14 protein-coding genes are annotated in these 12,897 nt (G+C 70.2%); 9 read left to right on the top strand and 5 right to left on the bottom strand.

What is annotated here, in order from left to right; all coding sequences use genetic code 11:
• Window positions 1-8 precede the first annotated feature (8 nt).
• Window positions 9-869: a carboxylating nicotinate-nucleotide diphosphorylase gene (gene nadC / locus RTY13_RS02645; RefSeq protein WP_409450271.1), complete on the top strand. Its 861-nt coding sequence runs from the start codon at window positions 9-11 to the stop codon at window positions 867-869.
• Here the strand turns inward: nadC and RTY13_RS02640 are convergent.
• Window positions 823-1,965, bottom strand: a complete 1,143-nt coding sequence (locus RTY13_RS02640; RefSeq protein WP_312781776.1) for an acyltransferase — start codon at window positions 1,963-1,965, stop codon at window positions 823-825. The two genes, nadC and RTY13_RS02640, sit on opposite strands and share 47 nt — an antisense overlap.
• Before the next feature lie 121 nt (window positions 1,966-2,086).
• Here RTY13_RS02640 and RTY13_RS02635 point away from each other — a divergent pair, with 121 nt between their 5' ends.
• Complete coding sequence (locus RTY13_RS02635) at window positions 2,087-2,296, top strand: hypothetical protein (protein ID WP_312780920.1); 210 nt, start codon at window positions 2,087-2,089, stop codon at window positions 2,294-2,296.
• A 21-nt stretch (window positions 2,297-2,317) separates the two neighbouring features.
• Here the strand turns inward: RTY13_RS02635 and RTY13_RS02630 are convergent, their stop codons facing one another.
• Window positions 2,318-3,319, bottom strand: coding sequence for a cell wall hydrolase (locus RTY13_RS02630; protein ID WP_312780918.1), 1,002 nt, complete (start codon window positions 3,317-3,319; stop codon window positions 2,318-2,320).
• Between the two features lie 429 nt (window positions 3,320-3,748).
• Between RTY13_RS02630 and RTY13_RS02625 the strand changes: the two genes are divergently transcribed.
• The 4 genes from RTY13_RS02625 (at window position 3,749) to RTY13_RS02610 (ending at window position 6,478) form a co-directional block, all read left to right on the top strand.
• Window positions 3,749-3,949 (top strand): hypothetical protein, encoded by a 201-nt coding sequence (locus RTY13_RS02625; RefSeq protein ID WP_312780916.1) that lies wholly within the window; start codon window positions 3,749-3,751, stop codon window positions 3,947-3,949.
• 233 nt (window positions 3,950-4,182) lie between these two features.
• The gene (locus RTY13_RS02620) at window positions 4,183-4,545 is read left to right on the top strand and encodes a DUF6481 family protein (RefSeq protein ID WP_312780914.1); all 363 of its coding nucleotides are present in this window, start codon (window positions 4,183-4,185) and stop codon (window positions 4,543-4,545) included.
• Between the two features lie 158 nt (window positions 4,546-4,703).
• The gene (locus RTY13_RS02615; RefSeq protein WP_312780912.1) at window positions 4,704-5,183 is read left to right on the top strand and encodes a Dps family protein; all 480 of its coding nucleotides are present in this window, start codon (window positions 4,704-4,706) and stop codon (window positions 5,181-5,183) included.
• Between the two features lie 101 nt (window positions 5,184-5,284).
• Window positions 5,285-6,478, top strand: coding sequence for a cell wall hydrolase (locus RTY13_RS02610; RefSeq protein WP_312780910.1), 1,194 nt, complete (start codon window positions 5,285-5,287; stop codon window positions 6,476-6,478).
• Window positions 6,479-6,494: 16 nt separating this feature from the next.
• Here RTY13_RS02610 and RTY13_RS02605 read toward each other — a convergent pair whose 3' ends face one another.
• Both RTY13_RS02605 and RTY13_RS02600 read right to left on the bottom strand, forming a co-directional pair.
• The gene (locus RTY13_RS02605) at window positions 6,495-6,965 is read right to left on the bottom strand and encodes a hypothetical protein (RefSeq protein ID WP_312780908.1); all 471 of its coding nucleotides are present in this window, start codon (window positions 6,963-6,965) and stop codon (window positions 6,495-6,497) included.
• Between the two features lie 63 nt (window positions 6,966-7,028).
• The gene (locus RTY13_RS02600; protein ID WP_312780906.1) at window positions 7,029-8,090 is read right to left on the bottom strand and encodes a hypothetical protein; all 1,062 of its coding nucleotides are present in this window, start codon (window positions 8,088-8,090) and stop codon (window positions 7,029-7,031) included.
• 124 nt (window positions 8,091-8,214) lie between these two features.
• Here RTY13_RS02600 and RTY13_RS02595 point away from each other — a divergent pair, with 124 nt between their 5' ends.
• Together RTY13_RS02595 and RTY13_RS02590 are read left to right on the top strand one after the other, a co-directional pair.
• Entirely contained in the window at window positions 8,215-8,910 is a 696-nt protein-coding gene (locus RTY13_RS02595; protein WP_312780904.1) for a response regulator transcription factor, read from the top strand.
• Entirely contained in the window at window positions 8,907-10,238 is a 1,332-nt protein-coding gene (locus tag RTY13_RS02590) for an ATP-binding protein (RefSeq protein ID WP_312780902.1), read from the top strand. The genes RTY13_RS02595 and RTY13_RS02590 overlap by 4 nt, the downstream gene beginning before the upstream one ends.
• Before the next feature lie 39 nt (window positions 10,239-10,277).
• On the opposite strand, the gene trxB is transcribed toward RTY13_RS02590, so the two are convergent.
• Complete coding sequence (trxB, locus tag RTY13_RS02585; RefSeq protein ID WP_312780900.1) at window positions 10,278-11,285, bottom strand: thioredoxin-disulfide reductase; 1,008 nt, start codon at window positions 11,283-11,285, stop codon at window positions 10,278-10,280.
• Between the two features lie 78 nt (window positions 11,286-11,363).
• On the opposite strand from trxB, the gene RTY13_RS02580 reads away from it, so the two are divergent.
• Window positions 11,364-12,869, top strand: a complete 1,506-nt coding sequence (locus RTY13_RS02580) for a TIGR00341 family protein (protein ID WP_312780898.1) — start codon at window positions 11,364-11,366, stop codon at window positions 12,867-12,869.
• The last annotated feature ends 28 nt before the right edge of the window (window positions 12,870-12,897 follow it).

Here is a 12,897-nt window from a genome sequence, read left to right as displayed (position 1 = left end):
GGTGAAGAATGATGACCCGAACCCTGCCGGACCTGCTGATCGAGCCCGTCGTGCGGATGGCCCTGGCCGAGGATCTGGGCCGCGTCGGCGACGTGACGGCCCAGGCCTGCATCCCCGAGGACGCCCGCTTCAGCGCCGTCTTCGCCGCGCGTCAGGCCGGGGTGATGGCCTGCGGGGCCGTGGTGCGGATCGCCGTGCACGCCATGGACCCTCAGGCGACGGTGAACCTCAAGGTCGCCGACGGCGAGGCCTTCGCGGCCGGGACCATTCTGGTCGAGGTCGAGGCGAATGCCCGCGCCCTGCTGGCGGCCGAGCGCACAGCGCTGAACCTGCTGGGCCGGATGTGCGGCATCGCCACCCTGACCCGGACCTATGTGCAGGCCGTGGCGGGGACCAAGGCGCGCATCGCCGACACCCGCAAGACCACGCCGGGTCTTCGCGCGCTGGAGAAGCATGCTGTGGCCTGCGGCGGCGGGCTTAACCATCGCTTCGGGCTGGATGACGCCATCCTGATCAAGGACAACCACGTCGCCGTCTGCGGCGGGGCGGGCGAGGCGGTGCGCCGCGCGCGGGCCTTCGCGCCCCACCTGATGAAGGTCGAGGTCGAGGTCGATGGTCTGGATCAACTGGACGAGGTCCTGCCCGAACGCCCGGACGTCATCATGCTGGACAACTTCAGCCTGGACGACATGGCCGAGGCCGTGCGCCGGGTGCGCGGCAGCGCCTTCGGTCCGGTGACGGTGGAGGCCTCGGGCGGGGTCAACCTGACGACGGTGGCGGGGATCGCCGCGACGGGCGTGGACGTGATCTCGGTTGGGGCCCTTACACACTCTGTTCCGCAACTGGACGTGGGTCTGGACGCGCGCTGATCGGCGCGTTGAACCACCTTCGGCGGATAGCTCGCTGCAAGGGGGCGTCGATCAGGCGGTTGTAGAGGTCGGCGGCGGCGACGGCCGCGAGCAGACCCAGGACCCATAGGGTCCAGGCCTGCCAGGCGATGGTTGCAGCGGCGGGATGAAAGCGCTCGACCAGGGGCTGGATGGCGCCGAACCAGACGGCGCCGGTGATGGTGTGGGTCATGAACAGGCTGAAGCTGACCTTGGCCCCCCAGGCCGCACCGGGGACGGGGCGGGTCGTCTTCAAGGCGCCGCAGCCCAGCACCACCACGCAGATGGCCGGCAGGCTGACCAGGTCCGGGCCGGCGATCGCGACATTGACCAGCAGGATCGCCCCGCCGCCAAGGCCGATCAGCCGCGCCGTATCTTGCGACCAGCGCGCCGTCTCGACCGCGCGAGCCAGGGTCAGGCCGATCAGGAACAGGGGGGCGGCGCGGAACATGGCCCACTGATAAGGCAGGTCGAACAGGGAGTGTTTCAGCAGGGTCAGGCTGAGGGCCTGGCCGACCAGCATCAGCCCCAGTCCCAGGGTCAGGGCTGTCAGCGGTCCCGGTAGACGGCGCATGGTCCGCCATAGCCAGGGGAAGAAGGCGTAGCAGATCAGCAGGGCCGACAGGGTCCAGGCCGGGACGTTCCATTGTCCGCCGCCGAGGCCGAAGGCGTGCAGCAGCAGGATCTGGGCGGGAATGCCGGACCAGGTGAAGCGATCGGCATTGACCGGCGTTCTCCCGATCATGGACGCCTCGAACACCAGCAGGGCCAGGATGGCCAGGGTGATCAGGTGGGTCGGGTAGCTGCGGGCGAAGCGCTTGAGCCAGAAGCGCGACAGGGTGAGGCGGCCCGAGACGACGCCCGGCCCATAGGCCCGGGCCAGAACGAAGCCGGACAGCATCAGGAAGAAGTCGGTGGCCAGATAGCCGCGCCCCCAGACGCCGTGCAGATCCGCCAGGGGAATGGGGGCCGAATCGCCGAAGTGGAACAGCACCACGAACATGGAGGCGAGGAAGCGCAGGGCGTCGAGCGCCCCGCCCCGGACGGGGGCCGAAGGCGATGGGGAAGGGGTGGTCATGGTGGTCAAGAGCCGTCTCCCGCGCCTCGGGGGAGAAGGCGCATCGCCATCCATAAAGCAAGAAACGCGCCGGGAACGTCTCTTGGTCGAGGGTCGTTCATTGTGGCGAAAGGAGAAGCCCATGAGCAAGACCCCCTCGGTTCCGAAGGAGCAGCGCAGCTTCGCCGATCATGGCGCGCGACCCGTCGACGACATGGCGGATCGGCGCGATCTGGCCACGGGCGCTCAGTCCGGCCAGCCGGGCGATGCGGACGTCAACACCGGCCAACAGGGCCGTTTCGGCAACCTGAAGCAGAACCTGACCACCCAGTGGAAGACGCAGGAGCGCTGAGCCTGACGCGCCGCGGAGCGACTACTCCGTGGCGGCTTCGGCGGACGGGATCGCGGTCGGCGCGGTGACGCCTTCGCGGGCCAGGACGGTCGAATAGGCCACGGCGCCGACGCCGGCCGGTTCTGCAGTCGTCAGGCTGGCCTGGATCAGGCGCGGCTGTTCGGCGTCGGTCGAGGGGCGCGGCGTGTAGCGGAAGGCGTCGCTGGAGCCTGAACGACCGCCGAAGCGATAGAAGAGGTGGTCCCCGACCTGGCCGACCTTGATCAGGCTGTTGCGCCAGCCGGGCGAGACGCCGGTGGTGTGGAAGTGGGTGGCGTTGCCGACGGCGGCGTAGACCTGACCCGACAGGGCCTTGGAGGCCACGTCGCGGGCGCGGTTCCAGGCGGCGCGGTTGACGTTCCCGCGCATGGCGCCGTTGCAGGTGAAGCTGAATTGGCAGCCGGTGCTGCGGTTCGAGCCTTGATAGACGACGGCGCAGACGGTGTTGGGGAAGGCGGGGTGGCGGGCGCGGTTCAGCACCACCTGGGCCACGGCGCGCATGCCGTCCACGCCTTCGCCGCGCGCTTCGTAATAGGCGGCCTTGGTCAGGCAATCGAGGTCGCGCGATTGATCGAGCGTGCTGCTGAGGCGGAAGGGCCGGGCAGCGGGATTGGCCGGGTCGGCGCGACGCAGGCCGTTCTGGGAGTCTTCGAGGCGGGCGGTCAGCAGTTCCGCCTGGCGGTCGCGCTGGGCGGAGCCGGCGACGGTATAGGGATCATGGCGATCAGCGATGGCCAGGGCGCTGGCGTCCAGGCCGCCGGCCGCAGCGGCCATGGCTTCCTGGGTATAGCCCTCGGCGCCGGCGCCCTGCAGGCGCTCGGCCTGGGCGCGAACGGTCGAAGCCTGAGCGGTCACGCCGCCCAGATAGGCTCCACCGACAGCGAGGCTGACGACGCCGCCGAACGCCGCAGCCGCCGTCTTGGGGCGCAGGCGAACAGACTGGGCGGCGTGCATCAGCGCACGCGTCTGCGAAGAGAAACTCAAAGGCGTAGTCCTGTTCAGCAGGGCGAGGATGCCGCCCCCGGTACTCAACGAAGCTGGGCGACATGAGGCGTCGCGAACCGGCTCCGGACCACAGATCGACGAACGGCCGACCTCTGGAAGGCGGGCCTTAAGCCATCGGTTTATGGCCTCAATGTGGTTGATTCGGCAATTGCTGTTGCGCCGCAGCAATCTGTCGCGCGGATAGAGACGGCATATTGGTGCATCGAGAATGTGGCGTGTTTTTGTTGCAGAACATCTTGCGACATCTGTATTCGATTACGAGGCGATGATTTGAACGTGTTGACGCCTGGGCTGGAAGCCCTATTGATCGGGTCGCGTTTACTTTGGCGACAGACTCTCGCCTTAGGTGGGAACTCAATGGCTTCGATGGCGTTGCAAGCTCAACCATTTCAAGGAGTTCTCCGCCTGATGACCCGTTTCTCGAACCGCGCCGCCGCCGTCCTCGTTCTGGGAGTCTCCGCCTTGGTGGTTTCCGCCTGCGGACATACGATCGAACAGAAGGCTGCAACCGGGGCGATCGCCGGCGCCGTGGTGGCCGGACCGGTCGGAGCGGCGGTCGGCGGGGCCGCTGGGGCGGCGGTCGGCCATATCGACAAGCCGCACCGCTAAAGGCCAGGCCATGGGGATGCTCGCCTAGCGTCGTAGGCCTTCATCCGCCCTTCGGACGTCGTTTCGGCTCGAAATTGCGTGTTTGACGCTTGGAAACGGCGGCAGAGCTTGATTTCTGCGCTGGATTCCGCTTTGGCAGCGCGCCGGGCCGTTCGCGCATCCGCACGCCCGCCGGGCCGCCATTGATCGGCGTCGCCTCTCAATCAGAGTTTCAAGGAAGACCGCCTCTACGCATGCGAGACCTCAAACAAACCGGCTTCAACGATCGTATCTCCGCCCAGCAAGACGCCAAGAAGGCCCTGCTGGCCAAGTTCAAGCCCAAGCCGACGGTCCAGGATCCCGAGTTCGAGAAGCTGGCTGAGAAGCGCGCCGCCGAGAAGGAGGCCCTGCGCCAGAAGTTCGAGCTGGAAAAGGCTGAAGTGCGCCGCGAGAAGGCTGAGAAGGAAGCCGCACGTCTGGCCGCTGAAATGGCCGCCCAGGACGAGGTCGACGCCGCCAAGCGCGCCGCCCGCAAGGAGCGCAAGCAACTGACCAAGGAAGAACAGAAAGCGGCGCGCGACGCCCGTTACGCCGCCCGCAAGGCGCGCCAGCGCTAAGACCGCGAGAGGCCGGCAGGGGCGTGCAACGCCCCTGCGGCTCCAGCGTTACAGGCATGAAGATTCCGGCCGATGCCGGGCGCGCCCCCTTGGATCGCGGCCCGGATTTCCTAACTGCAAGGCTGGATATTCAACAGCGACGCAAAACAGGAGCCGCCATGACCGCCGCCATCGACACCGGCCTGAAACCCAAGGAACGCGACGAGGTCGCGCGCGAGCTGTCCAAGGTCCTGGCCGACAGCTTCGCCGTCTATCAGAAGACGCACGGCTATCACTGGAACGTTCGCGGGCCGGAGTTCTTCAGCCTGCACAAGCTGCTGGAGCAGCAATACAACGAGATCTGGGCTGCGCTGGACGACATCGCCGAGCGTATCCGCGCCCTGGGCGAACTGGCCCCGCAGAGCGCCTCGGCCTTCGCCAACCTGACCTCGATCAAGGACGGCGACCCCGAGAAGGACGCCAGCGAGATGCTCAAGGAGCTGATCAAGGATCACGGCGTGCTGATCGCCACGGCCCGCGCCGCGCTGGACGCCGCCGACGAGGTCGGCGACGAGGCCAGCGTCGATCTGATGACCCAGCGTCTGGCCGCCCACGAAAAGGCCGCATGGATGCTGCGGTCCAGCCTGGGCGATCGCTAGGCTCCTCACGGAACGGTAATCTTCGGGCCTGAAAAGCGCCGGATTGGGCGGTCACAGGGATCACCCTCCGGCGCTCGCCAGCGCCGCACATGGGACGCTGGATGCTGAAAGGCCGCCTGCCGCAGCTGAAGACGACCGGACGCCAGGCCCTCGCCATGGCGCCCATGGCCGTGGCCGTCAGCCTGGCGGTCATGGGCGTGGCCATGTCGGCCAGCTCCAGCCCGCGTCCCGACATCGACCGTACAGCCGAGGCCGTGGCCCGCGCGACCGGCGGCGATCTGACGCCGCGCGGCCTGCAACTGGTCATGGTGCGGCTGGACCCCGGTCAGCTGGCGCTGGCGCAGCGCTTCGATCCGGCGCTGAACCAGCCCGAGCTTTACGGCCTGACGCCGGGGTGGGAGAGCTTGAGCCTGGGCGGCAAGCCTTCGCTGGACGCGGGCGTCTCGGGCGTCGCCGCCCAGCAGCTGAACGCGGCCATGCCCAACGCCCTGGGCGCCCTGCAGCCCGCCAAGCCCTTCGACCTGCGCCCCGCCACCGAGGCTGACCGCAAGCGCGCCCTGCGCTGCCTGACCCAGGCCGTCTATTACGAGGCGGCGCTGGAGCCGACCGAGGGGCAGGAGGGCGTGGCCCAGGTGGTGCTGAACCGGGTGCGTGATCCCAACTATCCGAACACGGTCTGCGGCGTCGTCTATCAGGGCGCCGAGCGGACTACGGGCTGCCAGTTCAGCTTCACCTGCGACGGGGCCCTCAGCCGCGCCCCGATCAGCTGGGCCTGGACCCGCGCCTCCCGCGTGGCCGAGCGCGCCCTGTCCGGCCGTGTGGCGACGCGGGTGGGGACCGCGACCCATTATCACGCCGACTACGTCCACCCCTGGTGGTCGCCGACCCTGGCCAAGATCACCCAGGTCGGGGCGCACATCTTCTATCGCTGGAAGGGCGCGCCGGGCGAAAGCGCGGCCTTCACCGACAAGTCCTCGGGGCGCGAGCCGATCATCGACGAGGCCCGCTTCGCCCGTCCGCGCATCCTGCTGGCCACCGCCGCCGACAGCGTCGAGGAAGCCCTGGCCGGCGCCGCGCCGAACCAGCTGCGCACGGTCGAGATCAACGGCCAGACCCGCGTCGTCGGCGTCGCCAGCCTGGGCGGCCGTCGTCAGGCCAGCAAGGAAGAAATCGCCGCCATCAACGAGCGACTGAAGGCCTATGAGGCCGCGCCTGCGCCGACCGTCACCGTGGCGCCGCCGCCGCCCGGCGTGACCGCCATGGCGGTCGAGGAAGTCGGCAAGCCCGGAGCCTGACCCGACGCGCGAGGCGTCAGGCGAAGACAGCCCAGCCTGGGTCGGGTTCGGCTGAACCGGTCTTGTCGGCGCGAACCGGGCGAGCTTTCGGCGCGCGTGGCCTCGCGGCGGGCCGTCGCCGCAAGGAGGCGCCGACCTGACTGACTTTTTGCACCAGAGCGGCGCGCATGGCGCGGAAGCGGGCGGTCGCGCCCAGGGCGGCGACGAGGATGAAGACGTCCAGGAAGACCGCCACGTCGAACATGCCGAACCACAGGATCAGCTCGGGCGTGAACAGGCTGAACAGGCGCAGGCCCTCAAGCTCGAACAGGCCGAACAGGATCAGGCCCGCGGCTCCCAGGGCCGCGTAGAAGGCGATGCGTCCCGGCGACAGGGCGTTGAGGCGTCGCGCCGGAGTTTCGACCAGCAGTCTGTTCAGCACCCGGCCGACGCCAGTCGTGGAAACGGCGGCCAGCAACAGCATGGTCACGGTCATGAAAACGAGCATCGGCCTTCCCCCTTTGGTCCGTCTGAACCTATGCGGTGAAAGATGCTGTTCAAGGGCGCGGGGTCACTGGCGCTCGGCGAAGGCCTGCCAGTCGCCTTGCAGGGCCTGGATCGAGGTCGGCAGGCCGTGGGCGGCGCCGGCTTCCGCCAGCCAGGCCTCGAAGCTGCGGCCGCTCGCCAGCTCCTGGGCGATGTCGGCGAGGATGGCGGGGCGACCGGAGCGCTGTATCAGATAGTCGGCGAAAACGCGCGTCTGGATGTAGAAGACGCGTTCCAGCGCGGCGGGGCGAGGCCCGGCGCCGGCCGGGGTGAAGCTGACGCCGACGCCGCCGCTGGCCGCGACCTCGGGTGCGACGGCGACGGCGCGGGCCAGACCGGGATGTTCGCGCGTCAGCAGGCCGGGCAGGTCCAGCAAGATGGCGCGGCCGTCCACGGGGCCGACGGCGGGGACGGTCTCGCCCTGCATCAGGGCGTGGAACTGGTCGCGGCGCTGGGCGGCGGTGGCCTCGTCCTCCAAAACGACGGCGGCGGCCTCGTCCAGCCAGTCGGGGCCAGGGCCGCCGTAGTGGCGCGGGGCGTCGGCGTCCGTCGAAGCGCGCTGCGGCCAGAAGGCCTGGGTGAACCACAGGTGGCCCAGTTCGTGGGGCATCATGCCCGCGTCCAGCGCGGCCTGGGCTTTGGCGTCAGGAATCTGGGACAGGGCGCGGGCGACGACTTCCTCGGTCTGGGCCGGGGTCATGTTCTGGGAGGCGGCGAAGCGTCGGGTCCCCTGTTCGACCCCGCGACGGGCCGCCTCGTCGAAGGCGCGCGGGGCGGGCCAGGGCAGGACATGGACGAAGCCGGCGGCGGTCAGGGCGGCGCGCTGCGGGACGGGCGGGGTCGAGATCACGACATAGGGGGCGATGTCGCGACTGAACTGCGCGGCGAACCGGGCCTCGGCCGCGCGCGCATAGCCGGCCAGCCGCTGGGCTTCCTCCGGGGTGGCGGCCAGGGCGACGCCGTGTCCCGCCCCGGCGCAGTTGAGGCCGGGCGTGGCGCGCAGGGCGCGGGCGCACATTGGGTCAGAGGCATGAAGGAGGGCGGCGGATGCGGCGGTCGTGGTCAGCAGCAGGACAAGGGCGGACATGGGCGTCTCCGAAGGTGGAGGCGCAGGTTTGCGGGCGTCGGTATCGCCTTCATGTCCGACGCGGCGCTTGCCGAGCGCGCGCCGACACAACAGAGATACAGAAGGGGCGAAGAACTGGGGGACCATGACCGCGACGGCCGACATCCTGATCGTCGATGACGACGCCAGCCTGAGGGCGGCGCTGGGGGATTACCTGTCGGACGCGGGCTATGCCGTGCGGACCGCCGACGGCGGGGCGGCGATGGACGCGCGGCTGGCCGAGGCTTTGCCCGATCTGGTCGTGCTGGACGTGATGATGCCGGGCGAGGACGGGCTGTCGATCTGTCGGCGGCTGCAGGGGCGGGCGCCGGTGCTGATGCTCAGCGCCATGGGCGAGACGACCGACCGCATCGTCGGGCTGGAGGTCGGGGCCGCCGACTATCTGCCCAAGCCCTTCGAGCCGCGCGAGCTGCTGGCCCGCATCCGGGCGGTGCTGCGCCGTCCCGTCCTCGCGGACGAGGCGACGGATCGGCCGCTGGCCTTCGAGGGCTGGGGGCTGGAAATCGAGGCGCGGCGCCTGATCGACCCGGCGGGGGTGGCGGTGGAGCTGACAGGGGGCGAGTTCGCCCTGCTGCTGACCTTCGTGCGGTCGGCGGGTCGTATCCTCAGCCGGGACCAGATTCTGGAGAACACCCACGGCCCCCTGGCCGAGAACTTTGATCGGGCCGTCGATCTGGCGGTCAGCCGTCTGCGGCGCAAGCTGGAGCGGCCGGGGCAGGCGGCGCTGATCGAGACGGTGCGCGGGGCGGGCTACCGCTTCCGCGCGACGGTGCGGCGATGAGCAGGTTGTCCATTCGCACGCTCTCCATCCGAACCCTGGCGGCGGGGTTCACCGTCGCGGCCATCCTGCTGTGCCTGACGGTCGCCTTCGTCATCGCCCTGGCCTTTCCCGCCCCGCCGCCGGCGCGGGTGACGCTGGACGAGGTGCAGGCGGCCCTGAGCGGGGAGGCGGATACGGGCTGGCGCCGTCGCGTCGCTGCCGCGCCGCCTTTCGAGGCCGCGCGCGAGGGACAGGCCCTGGTGGCCCAGGCGGGGCTGGCGGTGCTGCTGGACGCGCCGATGACCGAGGTGCGGGTGCGTCTGCTCAGCCCCGAGCGCACCCCGGCAAGCCGACGTCCGTCGGGCGCGCCGTCGGAGGGGGTGAAGGCCCTGCTGGCGGGCATGGCCCTGTCGCCGGGGATGAGTTTCGCCCCGTTCGAGGCGGCGGTGCGGCAGGCGGACGGGCGCTGGGCGGTGGTGGCGCCGCCGTCGCCGTGGCTGACGCCGCAGCGGTTGCGCATGGGGCTGGCCTTCCTGATCGCCGCCGCCGTCCTGCTGCCGCTGGCCCTGTGGGGGGCGGGACGGCTGACCGCGCCCTTCCAGCGGCTGGCCGAGGCGGCGCGCGGGGAGGGGCGGGCCGAGACCTTCGTCGGCGGACCGCGCGAGGCGCAGGAAGCCGCGCGAGCGCTGGACGCCATGCGCGACCGGCTGGGCGAGGCCTTGAAGGAGCGCACCGCCATCATGGCCGCCGTCGCCCACGACCTGAGGACGCCGCTGACCGGCCTGCGCCTGCGGGTCGAGGGGCTGGCGGAGGGGCCGCGCACGGCCGCCGTCGCCGACATCGCCCGGATGGAGCGGTTGATCGCTCAATTGCTGACCTATGTGCGCGGCGAAGAGGCCCCGTGGACGCCGGAACCTGTGGATCTGGCCGATCTGGCCCGCGAATGCGTGGCCCGGCAGGTCGCGATGGGGCGCGAGGTGACGCTGACGGCGGATGGCGAGCATCTGGTTCGCGGCGATGGGGACCAGCTAGAGCGGGCCCTGACCAATCTGATCGACAACGCGGTGCTGTACGGCGACCGGGCGGATGTCGCCGTGTCGTCGGAGAGCGGGGAGGTCGTCTGCGTCATCGACGATGGCGGGCCGGGCCTGCCGCCGGATCAGCTGGAGGCGGTCTTCTCGCCCTTTCGCCGTCTGGAGGCCTCGCGCAGCCGCGCCACCGGCGGGGCGGGTCTGGGGCTGTCGATCAGCCGGACGATCATCGAGCGCTGCGGCGGGCGCGTGGCCTTGAGCAACCGCTCGGAAGGCGGCTTGCGGGCGAGGGTGCGTCTGCCTCGACTGATGGAGTGACTGGCGCCCGCCCCGTCGGAACAGGGCGGGTCTTAGACTTTACCAGGCGCCGATCTTCTCGGCTTCCTTGTGGCTGATGGAGTTGTGGGCGGCCTTGTGGTCTTCCTCGGCCAGGAAGCGCGCGGCTTCCAGGGCGGCCATGCAGCCCATGCCGGCGGCGGTGACGGCCTGGCGATAGACGTCGTCGGTCACGTCGCCGGCGGCGTAGACGCCCTCGATGGCGGTCGAGGCCGTGCCCGGCTTGACCCGCAGATAGCCGCCCGAGTTGATCTCCAGCTGGCCGGCGAACAGTTCCGACGACGGGGCGTGGCCGATGGCGATGAAGACGCCGTCGGCGGGGATTTCCGACAGGTCGCCGGTCTTGACGTTCTTGAGCCGCACGCCGGTGACGTTGCGGGCCACGCCGTCGACGACGCCGAGGATTTCATCGACCGTCACGTCCCAGATCACCTCGATCTTCGGGTGGGCGAACAGGCGGTCCTGCAGGATCTTCTCGGCACGGAACTCGTTCTTGCGGTGGATGACCGTGACCTTCTCGGCGAAGTTGGTCAGGAACAGGGCCTCCTCGACGGCGGTGTTGCCGCCGCCGACCACCACGACCTGCTTGCCGCGATAGAAGAAGCCGTCGCAGGTGGCGCAGGCCGAGACGCCGAAGCCCTGATATTCAGCTTCGCTGTCCAGACCCAGCCACTTGGCCTGGGCGCCGGTCGAGATGACCACGGTTTCGGCCAGCAGTTCCGCGCCGCTGTCCAGCGTCAGGCGGAAGGGGCGCTGCGACAGGTCGGCCTTGACCACGATGTCGTGGATGACCTCGGTGCCGACGTGCAGGGCCTGGGCCTGCATCTGCTCCATCAGCCAGGGACCCTGAATGGTCTCGGCGAAGCCGGGATAGTTCTCGACATCCGTGGTGATGGTCAGCTGGCCGCCGGGCTGCAGGCCGGCGATGACCACCGGGTTCAGCGAGGCGCGGGCGGCGTAGATGGCGGCGGTCCAGCCGGCGGGACCGGAACCGATGACGGCGAGGCGGACAGTACGAGCTTGGGTCATGGCCCTATTTAGGCGCTGATTCCCGATTTCGCGACGCCCGTCGTTCCGTGAAGCCTCACAGGGCGGTATGAAAAGGGCATGACCGTCGAGAATCCCGCCGCTCACCAGACCCGCAACCTGCTGCGTCGCCTGCTGGTCAGCGCGCGACGCGGGGTCGAGCACGCGGAAGTCGCCCAGGCCGTCTATGAGAACGGGGGGCTGAACGGCCGCTATCTGATGATGACGGTCATTTCGGCCTCTATCGCCGCCCTGGGCCTGATGCTGTCGTCGCCGGCCGTGGTCATCGGGGCCATGCTGGTGTCGCCGATGATGGGGCCGATCGTGGCCCTGGGCTTCTCCCTCGCCCTGCTGGACTGGAACGAGCTGAAGCAGTCGCTGACGGCGCTGGGCGTCGGGGTCGGACTGGCCCTGTTCGTGGCGATCCTGCTGACCCTGCTGTCGCCGCTGAAGGAGCCGACGGCCGAGATCCTGGCCCGCACCCGGCCCAACTTCTTCGACCTGTTGATCGCGGTCTTCTCCGGGCTGGCGGGCGCCTATGCCGTGATCCGTCAGCGCGGCGAGACCATCATCGGCGTGGCCATCGCCACCGCCCTGATGCCGCCGGTGGCGACGGTGGGCTTCGGCCTGGGGACCGGCGACCTGTCGATCGCGGGGGGCGCCTTCTTCCTGTTCATGACCAACCTGGTGGCCATCGCTCTGGCGGCGACGGTGACGGCGGGCTTCTACGGCTTCCGGCCTCGCCTGCTGGAGCGGCCCAAGCCGTGGCGCGGGGTGGCGGTCATGGTGGTCTTCGTCCTGCTGGCCGCGCCTCTGGCCCTGTCGCTGCGCAGCATCGCCCTGGAGAGCCGGGCCACGGCCGAGACCCGGCTGGCGGTCGAGGACATCTTCGCCGGGGGCGAGTCGCGCATCACCCTGCTGGACGCCCGCAGCGAGGGCAAGGGCGTGACCGTCTCGACCCTGGTCAGCACGCGCAAGCTGGTGGCCGACGCCCAGGCGCGGCTGCAGGAGCGGCTGACGGCGGCCCTGCACGTGCCGGTGGCGGCGACCCTGGATCAGATCGTCGTGGCCGACCCGCAGGCGGCGGCCCGCGCCGTGCAGACCAGTCAGGCGACGGCGCCTGATCCGGCGGCGGCCCTGCGCAACCGTCTGGCCGAGGCCGTGCCCTTCGCCACCGATGCGGTGATGACCGACGCCGAGGGGCGGCGCGCCATCGTCCTGCTGCGGCCCGACGCGGGGCTGGACCTGGACAGCGCCTATGCCCTGGAGGCGGCCTTGCGGGGACGCTTCGACGGGGTGGATGTCTGGGTCACGCCGCCGGTGCAGGAACCGAAGTCGGTGGATCTAGGCGACGCCGAGGCGCGCGCCCGCACCGTCTGGGCCCTGGCCCGGTGGCGCGCCAGTCCGGCTCTAAGCCTGTGCCGTCCGGCGCCGGGCGCCCCGGCGACCGACGATCATGAGGCCCAGCCGGACGCTGGCCAGTCCTTCCGCGCCGAAATGGCGGCGGCCGGAATCTCGGTCCGAGACGAAGCCGGACCGGCCTGTCAGCGCGGTGATCAGAACCTGGCCCGCCTGGCGCTCAGCTAGGTCGGGCCTCGATCAGGGGAGGAAACGA

The sequence above is a fragment of the Brevundimonas sp. genome (assembly GCF_032055285.1).
In the GTDB taxonomy this organism is placed as follows: domain Bacteria; phylum Pseudomonadota; class Alphaproteobacteria; order Caulobacterales; family Caulobacteraceae; genus Brevundimonas.
The sequence above is the reverse complement of the archived record's forward strand: the minus strand, read 5'-3'. Positions and strand labels throughout refer to the sequence as shown.

Bases quoted from the DNA above. Each gene is read 5' to 3' on its own strand.
- nadC (WP_409450271.1), top strand. From the start codon at position 9: ATGATGACCCGAACCCTGCCGGACCTGCTGATCGAGCCCGTCGTGCGG.
- RTY13_RS02640 (WP_312781776.1), bottom strand. From the start codon at position 1,965: ATGACCACCCCTTCCCCATCGCCTTCGGCCCCCGTCCGGGGCGGGGCG.
- RTY13_RS02635 (WP_312780920.1), top strand. From the start codon at position 2,087: ATGAGCAAGACCCCCTCGGTTCCGAAGGAGCAGCGCAGCTTCGCCGAT.
- RTY13_RS02625 (WP_312780916.1), top strand. From the start codon at position 3,749: ATGACCCGTTTCTCGAACCGCGCCGCCGCCGTCCTCGTTCTGGGAGTC.
- RTY13_RS02620 (WP_312780914.1), top strand. From the start codon at position 4,183: ATGCGAGACCTCAAACAAACCGGCTTCAACGATCGTATCTCCGCCCAG.
- RTY13_RS02615 (WP_312780912.1), top strand. From the start codon at position 4,704: ATGACCGCCGCCATCGACACCGGCCTGAAACCCAAGGAACGCGACGAG.
- RTY13_RS02610 (WP_312780910.1), top strand. From the start codon at position 5,285: ATGCTGAAAGGCCGCCTGCCGCAGCTGAAGACGACCGGACGCCAGGCC.
- RTY13_RS02605 (WP_312780908.1), bottom strand. From the start codon at position 6,965: ATGCTCGTTTTCATGACCGTGACCATGCTGTTGCTGGCCGCCGTTTCC.
- RTY13_RS02600 (WP_312780906.1), bottom strand. From the start codon at position 8,090: ATGTCCGCCCTTGTCCTGCTGCTGACCACGACCGCCGCATCCGCCGCC.
- RTY13_RS02595 (WP_312780904.1), top strand. From the start codon at position 8,215: ATGACCGCGACGGCCGACATCCTGATCGTCGATGACGACGCCAGCCTG.
- RTY13_RS02590 (WP_312780902.1), top strand. From the start codon at position 8,907: ATGAGCAGGTTGTCCATTCGCACGCTCTCCATCCGAACCCTGGCGGCG.
- trxB (WP_312780900.1), bottom strand. From the start codon at position 11,285: ATGACCCAAGCTCGTACTGTCCGCCTCGCCGTCATCGGTTCCGGTCCC.
- RTY13_RS02580 (WP_312780898.1), top strand. From the start codon at position 11,364: ATGACCGTCGAGAATCCCGCCGCTCACCAGACCCGCAACCTGCTGCGT.